Origin of the sequence: Shewanella sp. 6_MG-2023 (assembly GCF_030547195.1) — a bacterium.
Lineage (GTDB): Bacteria > Pseudomonadota > Gammaproteobacteria > Enterobacterales > Shewanellaceae > Shewanella.
Map to the genome: position 1 here is coordinate 1 of NZ_JAUOQU010000012.1, position 18029 is coordinate 18029.

Sequence of the window (18029 nt, forward strand, 5' to 3'; positions counted from 1 at the left end):
TTGGGATATCGCCAAGTGGTAAGGCACCGGGTTTTGATCTCGGCATCCCCAGGTTCGAATCCTGGTATCCCAGCCATTTTAAAGTAAGTAGACAAGATTATTGGGATATCGCCAAGTGGTAAGGCACCGGGTTTTGATCTCGGCATCCCCAGGTTCGAATCCTGGTATCCCAGCCATCTTAGGCAATGTAGCTCAGCTGGTTAGAGCACAGCATTCATAATGCTGGGGTCGCAGGTTCAAGTCCCGCCATTGCTACCATGTTTAAAGGTAGATTAGTGGGTAACGCTATGCTACTTAGTTAGAAAAGAGCAACAACAGAGTTTGCACTATATATAATTAGTGTATATTCTGAGAAAGATTTGATGCGGGAGTGGTGGAATTGGTAGACACGCCAGATTTAGGTTCTGGTGCCGTAAGGTGTGAGAGTTCAAGTCTCTCTTCCCGTACCATCAAATTTTTTCAATATGTAAACCTTCCTTTATGAAAAGTTATACATAACCAATTTTGGGATATCGCCAAGTGGTAAGGCACCGGGTTTTGATCTCGGCATCCCCAGGTTCGAATCCTGGTATCCCAGCCAAATTTAGCCTCACGGTTAAAGCAAGAGCCCGTCTTATGACGGGCTTTTTGTTGCCTGAAATTTATGATTTATCTTCTTATATTTATCCATTATCACTTATCGATTGAGGCATATGATTATTTTTGTATGATGGATAAGTCATACGTTCCAAATTATTACTTTCTAAATTATTACATTCAGAGTCTGCCCGAAATGCCAATTAATCCAATTACAGAGTCAATGTGGCCTGAAATCTATAAACTCCAATCGCAAGTGTATGTGGATATTGAACCAGAGCCGCTCGAAGTCCTTCGGGATAAATGGCAGCATTCTGCTCACTGCTGTTTTGTCTATCAAAATGAAGAGCAAAAGGTAATGGCTTATCTATTGGCTCATGTTTGGGCTAATGAAACGCCTCCTAAGCTCTATCAGACACTTTCTGAGAAAAAGGAGGGTAATAAATTGTTTCTACATGATTTAGCGGTATCTGCTCTATTAAAAGGCTCAGGAGTCGGTAAGCAAATGGTTGAGCAGTTAAAATTAATTGCTAAGCAATACAATTACTCACAAATACAACTTGTGGCAATACAAGGCTCAGTCCCTTTTTGGCAAAAAATGGGCTTTGAGATTGATCATGAGCAGGCGGCTAACGCAAGTTATGGCCCTGATGCTAAGATTATGAAGCAAGTGCTTTAATCTGTTTTACTTTCTAAGCCTTAAGCAAATAAAAAAATACGGCCAATTGGCCGTATTGTTAACTGATAAAAATTAATTAATCATTTATCGCTTACTTCTGTCTAGCTGGGTAAGAAGTCGATCGCCCAAATGGTTGTCATTGTTGCAACATCTTCTACTGGGAAGGTGATTGAACGTAACACAACCTTTAGTTGGCGCTCTAATTTGGCATTGTTAAGCTGGCTTGATTGAATATCAACCCGACTAATGCTGCCATTAGGCAGGATCTCAATCTCAAACATGACTTTACCTTTGAGGAAAGGGTCTTTACGCAGAGCTCGATTATACAAGGCATATAAACGTGCTTTGTTCGCCTCAAGTGTGCGGCGTAATGCTGCCTCTGAACGTTGGCTTCCCGCAGAAGCCAGTTGCTCTTCCTCGGCAATTGCCCCTTGAGTAGCTAACACCTCCTCTTCTGCCAACCTAATTTGTTGGGTGTTTTTAGTGCTTAAAGCATCTGACACAACGGTTTGATTGACGGTAGAGGTGGTTAAACTCTCACTTTGGGTATTGGCCGAAGCTGCTAACATCTTACGTTTGACTTTCACTTCTTGCGCCTGCGTTTGTTCAAGGGCACTTTGAGATGCCGGCTTGATATCAAACGCTTCACGCATTGAAAAAAGCTCATCTTTCATGGCTGCTAGCCCTGAAGTTTGTGCTTTTTCTTTTGCGGCCTCACGGGTCATTGTCGGCTGTACTATTGGCTTTTCAACAGGTTTATCGATAGGCTTCTCTTCAACCTTTTCCGGTTCTTTTTCAAGTTCTGGCTCAGGTTCAGGAATAACTTCTGGCTTTTCAGGCACTGGAAGTTGTTTTTCTTTAAGCATTATTTTCGCTAACTGCGGTGGTAATTGCTCTTTAACTTCTCTTGGCACTTCAACTTGCTCAAGTAAAGGCACACCGATGCCGAACACAGCGTAAATGACCAGTAGTAACACTAAGATCTGTTTAAATAACCTATCTTGTTTACTGGGCTTAAATAAATCACCTATGTCGTTAAAGCTATTACCATTTGGGCTACTGCCATTAAACGAATGGGATAAGCTTGCTGCTGTCATGCTAACTCTCCTCAGCCGTTTTACTGGCTTGGCGTTCCACGGCTAATGACATATTTCTATATCCCGTTTCAGCACAAGCAGCCATAATTTGCTTTAACGCCATATAAGGTGTGCTGCTATCGCCAATAATGGTGACGGCACGGCCTTTTTCCTTTTCTGACTCTGTTAACTCAGTACGTTTACTCGCTTGGTATGTAAGCTCAGTAGTCATCGCTTCGATAAACTCAAGGTTTTCTTGTTCACTGAAGTTAGGCTTATCAGCACTATTTTGCCAAACAGCTCGCTCTTGGATAAGCACTGTATCTTTAAGTACTGTGATAACCAGGTTTTCAACTGGCAGTTCTTCAGCAATAGAGACAGGTAACTTTATCTTTTCGATATTTTGTAGAACGCGTACTTCAGATTGATTCACAATCAAGAAGAATACCAAAATCGTAAAGATATCCATCAAGGCAACTAAGTTAAGTTTGCCACCTGATTTAAAGCGCTTATGGTGCTTAGCAAGTCGTTTAGCTCTGGGTGATTGCTTCATGATTTGCCTCCTGTGGTTTCACTTACTTGTGTTTCAGCAAGTGATTCTTCAGGTGCATCGCCTAATGAGATAAGCGGAAACAGTTCAGCATCGACTAGATTAGCCGCAACCACTGCTTTGTATGAACGCACGGTATCCATTGCAGTCACAATGGTCTGATAATCGATATTAGATTCAAGCAAAAGCACTATGTCATTTTTATCGATTTCTTGTTGTTGAAAAGTCAGTTTAAGGTCTTGTAAGTACACAGACAAAGCCTTGAAATCATAACCTTGTTCTGTTGTTTCAAAACGTTTAAGTAATATGCCCGCAGGGTAGTTGAGCTCAAGACTTTGCTGAGTAATGACCAGTTCCAATACTTTAGGTTCTTGATCATCTTCAGCTTGTTGAGATTCTGACATAACAGGCAATTGCAGATTTAGTATCCGTACTTGTGAAAATACCAAACTCAGTAATAACACAGGCACGAGCACGATCATCAAATTCATAAATGAAGTGATATCGAGTTCTGCATCTTCGGTATTAGGGCGACGACGGCGTCTCATAATTATTAGCCTCGGTCCGAATCCGCTTGCTTAGAAAATGACAGTGAATTAAGTAATTTAATGCCAGCCATTTCAATTGAATCAACAATAGTCGCAGTTTTAGTTTGCAGTGTTGAGTGAAATAGAATTAGCGGAATAGCGGTAATAAGACCAAATGCAGTGGTGTTCATTGCAACAGAAATACTGGAAGACAGCAGGTTAGCTTTTTCAGCTGGATCTGCACTGGCTACCGCAGAGAACGCTGCAATCAGCCCCATAATGGTACCCAGTAGACCAAGTAGCGTAGCAATATTGGCTAAGGTAGCAATAAATGGCGTGCGCTTTTCAAGTCTCAACATGTACTCCATGATGGTTTCTTCCATGGCGTATTCCACATCTTCACGGCGATTAGCTTGTGAAATTCTGACGATACCAGATTGCAATACATCAAATACAGGGGCTTTATTATTTTGCGCATGTTGACTGATTGTCGCGACATCACCGCTTTTAAGTGCTTCTTTGATTAACGAGAATGCTTTTTGGTTAGTGCGATGAGCTGAACTGAGATATAACCAGCGTTCGATAGTGATGGCCAAACCGACGACTAATACTAGGGCGATAGGGTATATGAACGGGCCACCATTTTGTAAAAATGCAATAATATGGTCGGTAAAACTCATGATATTTTCCTTTTTATAGAGTCGAACGAAGTTGTTTTTGACTCGTCCTAAATGTAGTTATTTTTTGTTACTGCTTTGGGTTAAACTTTTATCTTGGTGAATACACCCTTTATTGTTTTGATGAAGTATTCACACTGAAATCACGTACCTCTTGTTGGAACTTTTTAGGGTTAATCGGTTTGAATTGCGGCAAGATGATTTGCATATTGTTATCTTGTATTGCTACAGGGTTGGTAATTCCTTGCCAAGGCATGATGTAAAGCACTTTGGGTTGCTCTTGCGTGCCGGTCACTTTACTTTCAATTAATACGGGTTTGTTTGCTGTGCTGACGGTTTCAGCGGCATTAAGCTGGCCAATGCTAATGACTGATAGCAGCAAGAGTGTCATAACAGCAATAACAGCTGCGTTAACGCGGTATGTTGTCATCGGGGTTAATGAACTAACCATCTTATCCTTCTCCTTGTTGCAAATTGAGCCCAGCGCGCTGAATTTTTATTTCAACGCCAGCCAACCATCGCTGGGCTTGACCATCATCAGGTTTTAGCAATAAATAGGATTGATAATAACGTCTAGAATCCAATAGTTTTCCTCGGTATAGCTCGAGCAAAATAGCGAGGTTAACTTGTGCTTCTGGATAATTAGGCCAAATAGATAATGCGGTTAAATAATCTTTTTCTGCCTGTTCAAATTGACCTTGCTTTCTTGCTACAAGGGCCTTCAACTGAAAGGCGTAAGGGTTTTTATCGTTAACGGCAATGGCTTGATCTAACAAAGATTCAGCCTGACTAAAGTCACTTTTATTAATGGCGATTAAGGCTTTGTTTACTAATGCACCTGATAGGGTTGGCTGCGCCAAGAGTACCTGATCAAATAATGCATCAGCTTGATCAAATTGCTGTTGTTTCATCAGAGCAAGTGCATCTTGATACTGAGTTAACACCGTACTGGGTACATTGGCTAAACGTTGCTGTGCTTGCTCAGCATATAAGTTGTAATTGTTGGCTGTTAAGTCATTTAAAGCGCCATTACTTGCCGTTTGCTTGTTCGAGCTGTTCCCTACAGAGCCATTTGCCACAGAGCTAGCATTGCCATCATCTGTGTTGACCATATCCACCATACTGCTATCTAGGGCATCAATACCGTTAGCTTCGGCGTTTTCACTCGCTTGATCATTCGTCATCGTTGAGCATGCAGACAAGATCATTAGGCTGAAACCCAGTAATAACTTGATGGTGACATGAGCTGAGGAAAGTGTGTTATTCACTTTATTATTCACTCGCCTGTTTACTCTCTTACTTAAAGGTTTAGTGAATTGATTCAACGACATCATGTGTCACCTCCTGTTTGTTATATAACGCAGGTGACAGCTCAGTTAAGGTTGCGAAGCTTTTGCCAATCCATTGGTCATAGATATTTTGCCAAGCCCGCTCAGTGTTACTGATATGAATTTCAATAGCCTTTTCCTCAAATGGATAGGCGAGCTCTTCAAGCAATATTTCGTACTCTTCCAGCGCTAATTCATCTAGGTCACTAGGGCGCTCAGAGTCCATAACATCAGCCGCTAACTGGCGATACATTTCAGCTAAGTTAAAGGTCGCTTGCGGCACATATTGTGCTCGTTGAAAGTCCAACACTTGCTGGTAATAACCAATAGCTTGTTTCATCGCGTCTTGTTTACGCTTCAAGGTTTTATTTAATGGCGCGGTTAGCTTAATCGCGATAAATGTTTGCTGGTGTGCTTGGGCTAATTCAGAAGCTGCAATTGAGGCAATTTCAATTTCTCGCCCAGCAAAGGTATTCGCTTTAGCTTGCTGCTTAGCGTGGAAGGTTAATATCTGGCGATACCAGTAATATTCCTTGTTGGGCTCGTTAGAAACTTGATAAAACTCGCTCATTTTAAGGCGTACTTCTTGTGCTACATCAAAAGGCTCAGGGTAATCTTTAGCGTATGTTCGATAGGTTAAGCGGGCTTTTTCGGTTTCGCCTGCTTTGAGGTAGTACTCCGCAGCAGTATATTGCGCCTCACGCTTTAGCGCTCCTTTGGGTTCATTGGCAACAATAATCAACAGTTGCTCAGCAGCCAATTCCCATTGTTCTAATGCTTCATATGACTGAGCAAGTTTTGCTGGGATTGATGCACTGAAGTGATGTTTAGGGTAACGCTTTTGAAATGGCACCAATACCGTAATAGCTTGTTGCCATTGCTGTTGCGAAAGCAAGATATTCGCCGCTTCAAACTCGCCACTGACTGCATATTTTGATTCAGGCACAGCTTTGCTAATCCGTAATAAATCGACAACAGCAAGTTGCGGATTGTCGTTCTTGTTAGCCTGTGCTTGGAAGTAAATGCTTGATGCTAATAAATCGCGCATTTCAACTCGTGATGTCGCTTGCTGCGCTGTCGGTGTTTGACTGACACTTAAATATTTTAACGCCAGATTATAAGATTGCTCAGCAAGGGCATATTGGCTTTGCTGATATAACCCGTGAGCATATAACTGAGTCACAAGTTGTACTTGTTTTAATTGAGTTTTAGGCAGCTGTTTACCGTGCTCTACTGGATTGATAACACTTGATTTATCTAGGGCGATATAAGCCTGAGGTTTTTGTACACTGGCTAATTCATCAGGTGTTTGTCGCGCTACTACCGCTATTTGTTCTGCACTTTTCTCAGAGGGTTGATTAATGACACCGTGAGTCACTAATACAAATTCGCTGAACTGGGCTAAATCCAGGTAATTTTTCGATGCAAATGAATATTGGGCGCCGTGAGTTGCAAGCTCTAGAGCGCGTTTATCATCTGGATAGTTGGCGATAAACTGTTTATCTAAGGCGACCCTCTCTTGGACAACGACCTGAGTGCTATCCAAATTTGCATTAGCTTGATTTTGCAGCGGCGTTAGGATTTCTCGAATTGTGATTGTGGTTGCATAAGCAGCCTGCTTTTTGAGGGCTATCTGCTCTTGGTTTAGCTGCTTATTTGGTTGGCTTAAGTGATCAGCTTGTTGGTTTGGCTGGTCTGCTTGAACCGAATCATCAATAGAACTGATTTCACCATAAGCGATAGTTTTATAACTGTTAAGTGCTTGTCTAAATTGCTTGGCTTCAAAATTAGCATCAGCAAACAGGTATTCATCAGTGTGAATATCTTTGCTGAGTAAGCTGCTTGCCTGTGGCAATTTTGCGAGTTGTAAGTAAGTACTTAATGCATTTGCAGCCGCTTTAAAAGCGCTTACTCGGCCAATGCCTGCAGGCTGATTTTGCGCGTTGGCGTAAACTCTGCGGCTATGCTCATCACTAAATGCCAGTAAATGAGGCAGTAACTCTTGTTGATGCTTTGCACTTGCTTGACTCCAAAAAGTGCTATTTAACCCGTACTGGTTAATATAATCATTTTTGAGTTTATGCATTGAAGCAAATTTACCTTGGCGCTGATAAAGCTCAAGTAAAGCCAATGAGTAACGAGCAGACCAAATGTTATCTTGTGCCAAATCGATATAGGCTTGATAGGCCAGCTCTGCATCATGTTGCAGCTCTTGTTTCAGTAAGAATTTTGCTAAGTTATCAAATAGAACATGTTGATAAATAGGTAAGTAACGCGTGTCTTGTTTTGATGTCACCAGTGCAACTAAGGATACGGATTGTTGCTGCTGACTGAGTGAAATACTTAAAACTCGCTGCGCATCAATTGCTAGGTTTTGCTCGCGACTGCTCAAACTGGCAAAACTGAAATCCGTTGCGGTTAACTCATTTTGCTTTGGTTTATGGTTAGCTAAAATCGTATCGAACACGGCTAAAAAGGTACTATCAGCCTCAGGTAAGCGATTCAGTTTAAACAGTGACCAGCCAGACATATAAATGCTGTTGAGTAAATATTTATCATTGTTATCAGCTGATTGAACCTGTTTATAAGCGCTTATCGCAGCAGGGTAATCTTGCAAGTTGTAATAGATTTCGCCGCGCCTAAAGTTAAGCTCCGCTAAATATTGAGTGTTAGGGTAGCGGGATAATAACGATTCCATCTCGATTAAGCTTTCATCTAGCTGGCCTTGCAAATCTAGCGCTTTTGCCAGTTGATACTGCAGATGCTCGTTATCAGCGCGATTAGGGTAGCGCTGTAATAGTGTTTGATACTCAGCGATTAATTTTACTAGCTGTTGATCGTTTTGCTTGAATTGTTGCAAAGCTTTTTGCTCTGCAGCTAACGGGTTAACCCCTGTATCTTCATCAAGAACTGTGGTTTCAAGCTCACCAAACATTTGCTCTTCAAGATTTTCAGTCTTAATTTGAACCAGACGATATTCAACGTGTGTTCTGACTTCTGGGTTGGGTTCTAATGTCAGTAATTGCTGATAAATTTGCGCAAGTTTTTGGCTTCGCTGCGCTTTTGTCAGAGCAAGTGAGTCCAATGAAACTTGGGGTTGTTGTTTGGCTAAATCAGTTAATGTCGCTCTTTTGGGATTGTTATTAGCTTGAGTATCTAGGGTGCTTTTACAACCGCTGACGCCAGCAATGATCATGCAGCTAACGAGTAGAGATAGCGTTGGTTTTGATGGGGTCATTATAATTTCTCCCCATTTATAACAGGTTGGGACATTTGCTCTAATACAGCCGCCATTTCATGGCGAGAGGCCAGTAATAACTGTTCAAGCTGAATTTGTTGCTCAGAAACAAAGGCTGAGATTTTTTGTTGAATTTGAGCTTTGGTTGAGGATTCAAGTGCTGCGATATTTTGAATTGTTGTAACCAGTCTCGTTTCTGCTTGAGCTTGGCGCTGCTCAAACGCAGTGGTTTGTTGCTGAGAATTGGCTAACTGAGCAAAGCGTTGTTGCTGCAGACTTACCAGTACGAGTTGTTGGTCGACTTGTTTAAGTAATTTTTTATGTTGCCATAACCTTTGAGGAAATTGCTGTTGCAACTCCCAGTTAAGGACTGCTTTAACGCGGTTTAGTCTTTGTTGATACTCTTCAGTGCTGCGCTGACCACGAATAGCCTTGATAACGTTTTCACTTTCATTGACGCGTTTAAGCCATGCTTGCTCTGCGTCATTGGCAAAAATATCTGCGTTTTCTTGTGCCTCAGCCTCAGTAATCATTTGTGCTAACAGCTGCTTTTGATTGGTTAACTGCTGAATCAATTCAGGATACTGGGTTTGGCTTTGCTGTTCGATGATGCGAGCTTGACGCTGTTTATTGAGTGTTAAGCTCTCTTTTATCCAGGCATTTTTTTGCTGCTGACGGTCAATATTGCTCGTTAACAGTGATAACTCAGATAAGGTATCGATATCGTGTTTCAGCTCTGGATTTTCTAAGGCTTTTTGCAGCCATTGACCATTAGCTCCCGTTTGAGCGTTTACATTACTGTTGAACAATAATGGCGTTAATTCTGTTTGCTTAATATCGGTATGAAAGCGTGCTAAGTCAGCTAATTGTTCAACATAGAGTTGCTCGGCTTGTTGATAGCTATATAGGCTCTCAGAAAGTGTGTTTTGCTGTTTGATTTGAGCAGAAATGAGTAATGCTGATTGCCAACCGAGCTGGGAGTATTGATAGTCACGTTTTAATAAATCAAGCAATGCCAGTGAAGTGTCATATCGCTTGATCTGCTGAGCTGAGAAGGCAAATAGAAATAGTGCAGACTCAGTGTAATGACTGTGCTCAGGAAAATCTTGTAATTGATCGAATGCTGCTTGGTATAGACCTTGTTTAACATACAGTTGGGCTAACAATAATTGAGCATAATCATTAATGGCTTGCTGCTGGATTTGTTTGTCTGCCTTTAATTCATCAGCTGTCATTATGCTTATGTCAGTGATTTCTTTATTAACATTTTTACTAGAAACTTGAGCTCGTTGTTGTGGACTCTTTTCGGTAAATAAGCTTTGCCAGAAATTCGTTTCAGTTGCTGCTAAGTTTATGTTTTTAATGCGTACCAGCAGTGTTTCTGCGCGTTGATAATCCTTTGCTTGCATCAATTGCAGTGCTTGGTTAAGCATGACGTAAGCAGATAATGCTGACTTTGCAGTTAATTCAGTATCTGCTTGGTTTGATCCCGCGGCTGACTCATCAAGTATTTTCGCTGAAGGAGTCACAGATGCAGGCCAATATGCCAATTGATGTAGGATCTGATATTGCTCAGCATATGAAGCAGGCAGTTGAGTGATATTAGCGAGGGTTTGCTGGGCAGCACTGTGTTTACCTTGCTCTATTTGTTGTTCTGACAACTGTAGTAGCGCGATAAGCTTTAGCTCATCAGCAGAGGTGGCAGTTTTATTGCCTTGTTTATCTTCGGTTGGTGGCTCAATACCTGCCAACTTATCGTCTGCTTGTTGTTGAATTAATGCTTGCTCGAACGTGGCCAACGTCTCTGTAGCTTGATGATGTAAACCGATGGATACCTGTAAGCCAGCTTCAAACAAATGGCTTTTTGCGGTATCAGCATCAAAGCGCTGTCTGTTTAGGCTAACTTGGCTTAATGCGGCGTTGTAATCACCTTCAAAATAAAAGTATAAGGCTTGGCGATAAAGTTTATTGCGCAGGTTAGCTTGCTGAGCAAGGGTTAAATTAGTTGCAGTCGTTGCATTAGCAACTTCAGTTGGTTGCTTATTTAGTTCATCAGTTGAGACATCAGTGGGCATATCAGCACTGATAGCTGCAGTTGAAAAACAGCCGCTAACGATAAGCAGTAATATCGCTTTTAGCTGAGGCGTTGCTACTGCATAGCGGCTAAAGTCACGGAAAGCTTGGTTCATATTAACTGGCATAACCGTTATAAAACCCACTCTTCAACTTTCACATCTGCACGATAACTGGATTCATTATCTTCAAGTTTCAATTCCACCATCACGGTTTCATCTGTCTTTTCAAATTGATGAGTCACTGCTCTTTGTACGGTGCGACCTTCTGCATCAACACCGGTAAAAATAGCGGTAAGCTGATGCTGTCCCATTTTCAAATTTCCCATATAGACTTTTTGAATGCCGCCTTTTTCCAGTGCACGACGTTGGCGTTGGGTATATAAAAAACCGGCTACATTTTGCTGATTAATTTTTAGCTCGACACTGTCTAGGGTAAAAAAACGTCCAATATCCACTGACACAAATACAGCTATTTGAGTGCTTGCGGGGAACAATAAGTCTTCTTCAAGAATGAATAAATCACGATTTAATTTAATGACTTGGCTTTTGATGTTTTCAAGATCGCTTGCTACCTGACTCTGACTATCAGCGCTACCATTACCATTAGTCATTGCATTAGCACTCGCGTCACTATTAGTATTGGCTAACGCGGCACTTGGCTGCATCGCGCTCCAGAACACGGTTATAAATAGCCCCAAAGTGAGCCATATTTTAAAATTTGTAGATGACTTAACAGTGTTACCCTGCGCTGTACCTTGTCCAGTACCTTGATCTGTGTTGTTCATATTCCTACCTTGAAAATGGGCTAAATCGCTAACATTACGCAAAATGATTAAAAGTAAACGCTATAAAAAGCGCGGATGACGTTAGCGGAAAAATTGTAAAACGGTTCGTTACCTACGCCACCATCAGCAGTGGGATCTCTAAAGTTGTTGTAGTCGAAGGTGATGTAGTCCCATTGAATACTGGCTTCTGAACGAGTATCTCCAAAAGATAAGCTTTCAGGCATTAAATAAGTGACACCTAGGCCTAAGGTTAAGTCATTAAAGTCACTTAACTCTTTATCGCGGGCTAGGTAGTTTTGTGCATCTTGATAAGGGAATAAGTCACTATAAAATTCAGCTTGAGTTTGCTGGTAGTAACGCACTTTAAATTCAAGTTCTAAGAAGTCACCAATAGGGTGGCGGTATCCGAGTTCGACATCATTAGCATCAATTTCCCAGCTGTCGTTGAAGTAGCGATAATGAAAAAATAACGCCGCGCGATAGGGCAGAAAGTAGCTTGCCGATAATTTGGTTGAAAACGAGTTACGAGTCTCTGGATAGATTTCAGACTGATAGCCAACACCGGATGGGTTAGTTGTATCTATGTAGCGTACCGTACGGTATGGGTTATTGAGGTAACCTTCGTCAGCAATGGCTTCAAAGTTAAGTTGCGCGGTTAAGTTGCGAGTTAAAATTTGACTTATGCCTGCGCGAATACGGTACTGCTGGCTTTGTTCTTCAAATTGGTCATCGCCATTGCGGCGTATTTCATTATCACCATATGACACACCAAGACTTAAATTGGTTAAATCGCCAAAGGTATCTTGAGATACATTAACGCTAAAGGATTGTGCGAGGTAATCGTCTTCATCACTCTGGCGGGCATTAAAGGTCATTAAGGTCTTATCGTTGAGGTATTCGACCCCAACTTGGCCTTCATGGCGCTTTTCGCTATATGGACTTGCTGTACTGAGCACATCTACAGAGGCCGAAGAAATGCTATCGAGGTAGTAGTAGCCAGTAAACGCCAATGATTCTGAGGTCTTTTTTCGAAGCAATACCGAAGGACCGTCAATTTTCATCCCGCCGCCTTCATAGCTGTGATAAAGCACATCAGCGCGATCAGGCTCTAGCACTGCTGCTAGGCTGAGTGGCGAGCAGAGAATTAATCCTGTCAGTGTGGCTGTCTTTAATAAGCACTTGAGCATCTTAGTTACAACCACAGCCACCGCCTCCAGTTCCTTCTGCTCCGCGAGCAGACTCACGGGCCTCCAATACATGCGCTACGTGCATATTGGCAATGGGGTGCCTACCAAATCGCATAATAGGATCGGCAAGGTTTTGGCGTTCATAAGGTTTTACCCAAGGTTCTATGTCTAAACTTGAGCAGCCCGATATTATGAATAGTGACGACAGGGCCGTTATGAGCATGAGCATTTTTTTGATTGGATTCATCATAGGGTTACTCTCTGATCAGCTTTTTAATCGCAGCGGCGTATTTTTTCTCGTAACCGTCTTGATAACCTAAGAACACATATCGCACTTTGCCGTCGCGATCGACAATCACAGTCGTTGGCATGGCTTTTACATCGTAGGTCTGAGATAGGCTGTTTGTTTCGTCAAAAAAGATGTCAAAACTTAAATTAAGATCGGCTAGAAAGTCTTTACCTGCTTGGTTTTCTTGCTCAACATTGACGCCCCAAACGGCAACGCCTAAATCTCGATATTTGTCTTCAAGCTTTTGCAGTACTGGCATCTCTTTTCTACAAGGTCCACACCAAGATGCCCAGAAGTTAATCAGGATGATATTGCCGCGCTGCTCAGAGAGTTTAAGGTTCTCACCTTGCATGTTTTTTAAGGTGAAATCTGGTGCCATATCGCCTTCTGATAACGCATTGGCTTGAATCGATACACTTAAAGTAAATAGGGTAAACAGGGCAATGAACCCACGCTTAAATAACATCATTGATAATCCTTTTTTTCTTACTATTTAATTTTTGTTTAACTCTTTTTCGAGCTAGGTTGTGACCAACGGCTATAGATTAAAAATAAACAGCAATACCGGTAGAAAAGGTTAAATTGTGCGTCGTTTTTGATGAGCCTGTTATTTGAGTGTCAAAGATGTAGTCACTCATCGCCAGATCCCATGCAACCCAGTCATTGAGAAAAACACGGTAGTTAGCGGTTAAGTTCACCGTAAATTGTTCATCACCGGCAAACTCAGTGTTACCACCACCGACTTCAATGGAGAACACACTGTTAAAGACTAAATCTTCACTGAAAAATATTTCACCAGGCAGAAGGTTATAACCAATATTGAGGCCGTAGTAGGTCATTTCGCGCTCTTCATCTGTCAGTAAAGGCGCGGTATTAGCAAGCTTCTCAAAACTGGTATATCCGCCTTCAGCGACTGCATATCTGCCTTTGACATAAAAGTGTTCACTGATGTGATACCCCAGATGTGCACTAATCCAAGGGCTATTTTCAAAGTCCTCAATTGACATCAAGCCACCTTGAATACCGACCTCGAAATTTTCGGTATCCAATACATCATCGAGTACTTCGCGGCGCTCAACATCGGCTTTAACTCCGACGGTATTTGATTGGCTAGCTTCAGCTGAAAGTGCAATGGCGCTATAGCCCATGCCTAAAGTGACGATACTTAGGGTTAAACAAGATTTAATTGCGTTTTTTACCATGGTATTAATGCTTATTTTTGTTGTTATCGCTGTTTTCATCATTGCCTTCATTATTCCCATGCCCATTAGAAAAAGACGCTAAAGCCGACTTTCCAAGATTGAAGTTGTTCATTTTCATCTCTGTCGGTTAAGGCCAACGAGAGTTTATATTCGGCGCGTAAGATAAAGTTACGTGCGAGATGGTATTTAATCCCAGCCGCTGCACTCATTAAGGTGCTTTGACGTGATTCAGAATCCGCGATAACACTGTGAGGCTTAGTGTTGATAATGCCGCCACCTATGCCAATGTAAGGGACCAAGGTAAATTCAGGAAAAGGATGGCTGTAAAGCATGGCTTCAAATAAGTCACTATCAGAAATGCTACCTAAGGCTTTACCTGCAGATATTTCAGCACTAAAAACAGGGGTGAAAACATAGCCTAAGTGCACGTTATAAAAGTTAGCGCCTTCAAGGTCGCCATACATTACGCCCGATTCCCAGTCTCTTTGCATAAAGGCTTCAGTGCCAATGACATGCTGGTTAACCGCTTCACCATGTTGGCTGAGTCCGCGTAAGTCATCTTCATGAAACCAACCTTCAATGCCACGCTTATCACGGACTTTGAGCCAAGATGTTCGTTTGAGTAGTACACTGACCTGTTCATGTTGCTCAACAACATGTACGACGGGATAGCCTGCACTTGGGCCTGAATGAAGCTCAACAAAGGGAACATCAATGGTTAACTGCGCCGCCGAGGATTCAGCGTGAGCAAGGTTGGAGTTCAATAACGTTAAACAGAGTAATGTACCTGCCAACATGAATTTGAATGGGCAGGCGAAATTAAACATAGTTTCCTTTTTGTAACATCATCAGTCCTTGTTTATTGTTGTTTTTATTTGGCTTTTAACTTTGTTGTTATCAAGGTTTTTCTTATCAAGCCGTCTCTTACCAAGGTTGCTCTTATTATGGCGGCTGTTATCAAAAGCCTTTTCGACTAATCTTGAGCGTAAAAAGGAGTGTTGTAATACTGAGCCCCAATATCTATCCATTCGCTTAATAATTTAAGTTCGTCGGCTGTCAGCATATTTTGATGGGTTTCATCATTCATGGTATTAAAAAACCTGCTACTGGCTCTGGCACCATTAGTCGAGATAATTGCTGGTACATTCACTGTGGTTAATACAGGAATTGGATTACCTTCGGCATCGAGTATCAATTCACCATCGGCATCCAGTTGATAAACCACGTTACCATCGGCATCTAGCACTTCGACTAGTTTGTCGATAACGATCCCATCCACTTCTTCTTGTTCGACATCATTAAAAAATAACTCACGATAACTCGTTAGGTGATCGATTTGATCTATTGATGGAGCTGCAATCAATTCAAGCTGACCAGCTGGCACCTGGGCAAGGTTATTATCATCGACATTGCTATGGCACACGGTGCAAGTGTTATCCGCAAGGACCTCTAAGGTGTCTTCGTCTATGGCTAAACGAGGTAAATCCCAAAGGGGCTGAATATGTTCTTCATAGTTGATTTGAATGCGGCAATATGGGGTCCAATTATTAAAACATTCACTGCCATTTGGTGCAGGGGTTGTTAAGTTTTCATAACTCAGATTCATACTCGGGTTTGGCGCTGAGATAGCTGGATTAGTCCAAATATCATCGTAACGTAGGCTCGCCGATAGCTCTGCAATGCCATTGATCATAGCATCGGCCTGCGCCATGGTTTGACCTTGTATTGGAATAATATTGCTGCTGGCATTAGGGTATGCAGAGCCACCAATCGCCCCTGTGTTAATGCTGTCTGCTTGGGCATCATAACGGCCATGAGGTAATTGGCTGTTAGCCGTGTGACAACCCATACATTGCAGGGTTTCACCGGCTTGTAAACTTATCCATTGGCTGTGGCGACCACCAATGCGTTGGCCGTTGCTATCTAAGACACTGATGGCCAATGGCACATTTGCAGGGACTTTAATTTTCACTGAGCCGTCTGGCTGAATTGGGGTGTAGCCAATAATTTCGCGCATTAATTGATTTCGGCTGCGGCCAAAATCGGTATTGGCAATATCACGAACTTCATCTGGTGGCATAGGTACGCCGCGGACGACTTTTAAAAAGCGCGCTGGTAATTCACTGGCTGGGGTTAATGAAGGATCGCTTAATCGACTAATACCGCCTTGATTACTGCTGCTGTCTTGACCATCAAAATCATATACGCTGCGAATGTGAATTGCCGCCGCGAGCTCTTGGTGCAACTGTGGATCAAGTTCATTACCAACCACTTGATCGGCGATAAAGGCTTTAGGTTGCGATGAAGGCTGCATCACTAACGCTTCAGTAATCACTTTACCTTCTTCGCTATTGGCGACTAACTGCTGAGTACCGTCGGCATCGTTAAGTAGCCAAAGCTCATATAAGGGATCGGCAAGTGTTAAGGTTTGATCCAGTAACTGTTCATCAGTTAATTGACCACATGCACGGATTTGTTCTTCAACAACAACCCGACAAAGATCCCAACTCAATAAATAACGTTGGCTGTTATCAGGTAATGGATATAAATGAGTTAAGCGCCCAGAAGGAGATAGCGCGTCTGCGAAGTTAAATTTAAAATCAAAACTGAGCGGTAAATCGCTTATGGCATTGTTAGTTGTGTTGTCGGTTTCGCCCGATACCGCAGTGGCTTGCTGGTTATCAATATACTCATCGATATTGATTGTCACAGGCCTTTTTTGATAACTCATTTCATCCTGTGATGACAGCAGCATTAGTATATTGCCATTTGGTAATTGCTGCGGTTTAACAAACTCAATTTGTTCATCTTGCTCATCGAGAGTCATTTGATGAGAATGCCAGCCGAACATTAATTCATTCTCAGTGCCATCTGGATTCATTTTGTAGAGGTTAATACCATGGTCGCTACCCATGTCATCCCAACGGCTATAGAGGATTTGTCCATCTTGCAATACCAGTGGGTAGAAATCATGACTAAGATTGAAGGTCAGTTGCTCAATACCGCTACCATCATCGTTCATTAAATGGATGTTGAACGTTTCGTTATCGCGGCTTTCATCGAGAGCGGTGTATTGCGGTTTACCTTCATCGAGTAAAATGGCTCGTGATAAGCGCTGGCGGGTTGAGGCAAATATAATCCGTCCATCAGGGAGAAAGGATGCCATCAAGTCATCACCTTGTTCGGCAGTCGTATCACTGTCTATTAATCGGGTCAGTGATTGGTCAGATAATTGGTAACGCCATATATTCCAACTTGGTTGCTCATCTTCGTCGGCATCAGCAATTTCTGGCGCGCGAATAGAGACTAAAAATTGTTGACCATCATCAGAGACTGATAAATCACGAATATCTATGCGTTGGATAGTGTCAGGATCTTCGGTGATTAAATCGGCAAAAAGTTCGGCGGTGATATTGGTAACGGGTGAGTCAGTAAACGCATTTCGTTTTACAAATAATTGTGCGCCAGGATTAAATTGGCTTGGGTTTCTACTTTGAAAACTAGCGGATTCTGGGTTGTCATCACTGGGCTGGGTAATGAGATCGCGCTGAATGTAAACCACAGGGTATTCAACTAAAACAGGATCAGGCTGTTCATCCTTAAGCGCGGTATCCGTGTTACAACCGCTAACAAGAAGAAACGCCATTAATGCTTGATAACTAAAAGCTTTATAGCCTAAAACTTTATTGTCAAAAGTTTTACGGCCTAATCCCTTTAAGCCGAAAAATGGCTTCATTTATTACCCTTAATATATAATTGTTATTATTGTTATCGTTACATAGTTAAAACGTAATAACTCTTGACATTATTGCCGCCTAGTCTCAGTGTTTCAATACTTTT

16 protein-coding genes and 5 tRNA genes are annotated in these 18029 nt (G+C 42.1%); 6 read left to right on the forward strand and 15 right to left on the reverse strand.

All coding sequences use genetic code 11. From position 1 onward, the window contains the following. Position 1 precedes the first annotated feature (1 nt). From Q4533_RS08765 to Q4533_RS08790, 6 genes are all read left to right on the forward strand, one after another. Positions 2 to 76: transfer RNA gene (locus tag Q4533_RS08765), tRNA-Gln, on the forward strand. Positions 77 to 101: 25 nt separating this feature from the next. Beyond that, positions 102 to 176 (forward strand) — tRNA-Gln (locus Q4533_RS08770). 5 nt (positions 177 to 181) lie between these two features. Then, positions 182 to 258: transfer RNA gene (locus Q4533_RS08775), tRNA-Met, on the forward strand. Between the two features lie 106 nt (positions 259 to 364). Next, positions 365 to 449: transfer RNA gene (locus Q4533_RS08780), tRNA-Leu, on the forward strand. Positions 450 to 505: 56 nt separating this feature from the next. After that, a tRNA-Gln gene (locus Q4533_RS08785) sits at positions 506 to 580 on the forward strand. Between the two features lie 192 nt (positions 581 to 772). Then, on the forward strand, positions 773 to 1255 hold the full coding sequence (locus tag Q4533_RS08790) for a GNAT family N-acetyltransferase (RefSeq protein WP_102477092.1): 483 nt from the start codon (positions 773 to 775) through the stop codon (positions 1253 to 1255). A 101-nt stretch (positions 1256 to 1356) separates the two neighbouring features. Here the strand turns inward: Q4533_RS08790 and Q4533_RS08795 are convergent, their stop codons facing one another. From Q4533_RS08795 to Q4533_RS08865, 15 genes are all read right to left on the reverse strand, one after another. Beyond that, positions 1357 to 2352: an AgmX/PglI C-terminal domain-containing protein gene (locus Q4533_RS08795; protein ID WP_303502607.1), complete on the reverse strand. Its 996-nt coding sequence runs from the start codon at positions 2350 to 2352 to the stop codon at positions 1357 to 1359. Between the two features lies 1 nt (position 2353). After that, positions 2354 to 2884 (reverse strand): biopolymer transporter ExbD, encoded by a 531-nt coding sequence (locus Q4533_RS08800; protein ID WP_102438967.1) that lies wholly within the window; start codon positions 2882 to 2884, stop codon positions 2354 to 2356. Further along, positions 2881 to 3429, reverse strand: coding sequence for a biopolymer transporter ExbD (locus tag Q4533_RS08805; protein ID WP_303445583.1), 549 nt, complete (start codon positions 3427 to 3429; stop codon positions 2881 to 2883). The genes Q4533_RS08800 and Q4533_RS08805 overlap by 4 nt, the downstream gene beginning before the upstream one ends. A gap of 5 nt (positions 3430 to 3434) precedes the next feature. After that, positions 3435 to 4088: a MotA/TolQ/ExbB proton channel family protein gene (locus Q4533_RS08810; RefSeq protein WP_102438963.1), complete on the reverse strand. Its 654-nt coding sequence runs from the start codon at positions 4086 to 4088 to the stop codon at positions 3435 to 3437. Positions 4089 to 4197: 109 nt separating this feature from the next. Next, positions 4198 to 4536: a hypothetical protein gene (locus Q4533_RS08815; protein WP_102477096.1), complete on the reverse strand. Its 339-nt coding sequence runs from the start codon at positions 4534 to 4536 to the stop codon at positions 4198 to 4200. Position 4537: 1 nt separating this feature from the next. After that, complete coding sequence (locus Q4533_RS08820) at positions 4538 to 5419, reverse strand: tetratricopeptide repeat protein (protein WP_303502608.1); 882 nt, start codon at positions 5417 to 5419, stop codon at positions 4538 to 4540. Beyond that, entirely contained in the window at positions 5394 to 8651 is a 3258-nt protein-coding gene (locus Q4533_RS08825; protein WP_303502609.1) for a tetratricopeptide repeat protein, read from the reverse strand. Before Q4533_RS08825 ends, Q4533_RS08820 begins: the two co-directional genes overlap by 26 nt. Beyond that, positions 8651 to 10852: a CDC27 family protein gene (locus tag Q4533_RS08830; protein WP_303502610.1), complete on the reverse strand. Its 2202-nt coding sequence runs from the start codon at positions 10850 to 10852 to the stop codon at positions 8651 to 8653. The genes Q4533_RS08825 and Q4533_RS08830 overlap by 1 nt, the downstream gene beginning before the upstream one ends. Before the next feature lie 5 nt (positions 10853 to 10857). Continuing rightward, complete coding sequence (locus Q4533_RS08835; RefSeq protein ID WP_303413813.1) at positions 10858 to 11511, reverse strand: AraC family transcriptional regulator; 654 nt, start codon at positions 11509 to 11511, stop codon at positions 10858 to 10860. Positions 11512 to 11558: 47 nt separating this feature from the next. Further along, positions 11559 to 12755, reverse strand: coding sequence for a DUF3570 domain-containing protein (locus Q4533_RS08840; protein ID WP_303502611.1), 1197 nt, complete (start codon positions 12753 to 12755; stop codon positions 11559 to 11561). Then, on the reverse strand, positions 12700 to 12948 hold the full coding sequence (locus Q4533_RS08845) for a DUF4266 domain-containing protein (RefSeq protein WP_368389875.1): 249 nt from the start codon (positions 12946 to 12948) through the stop codon (positions 12700 to 12702). Before Q4533_RS08845 ends, Q4533_RS08840 begins: the two co-directional genes overlap by 56 nt. A 4-nt stretch (positions 12949 to 12952) precedes the next feature. After that, positions 12953 to 13456 (reverse strand): TlpA disulfide reductase family protein, encoded by a 504-nt coding sequence (locus Q4533_RS08850; RefSeq protein WP_102438952.1) that lies wholly within the window; start codon positions 13454 to 13456, stop codon positions 12953 to 12955. Between the two features lie 76 nt (positions 13457 to 13532). Then, positions 13533 to 14231, reverse strand: coding sequence for an outer membrane beta-barrel domain-containing protein (locus Q4533_RS08855; RefSeq protein WP_303502612.1), 699 nt, complete (start codon positions 14229 to 14231; stop codon positions 13533 to 13535). Between the two features lie 23 nt (positions 14232 to 14254). Then, entirely contained in the window at positions 14255 to 15016 is a 762-nt protein-coding gene (locus Q4533_RS08860; RefSeq protein WP_303502613.1) for an SH3 domain-containing protein, read from the reverse strand. Positions 15017 to 15162: 146 nt separating this feature from the next. Further along, the gene (locus tag Q4533_RS08865) at positions 15163 to 17925 is read right to left on the reverse strand and encodes a hypothetical protein (RefSeq protein WP_303502614.1); all 2763 of its coding nucleotides are present in this window, start codon (positions 17923 to 17925) and stop codon (positions 15163 to 15165) included. Positions 17926 to 18029: the final 104 nt, after the last annotated feature.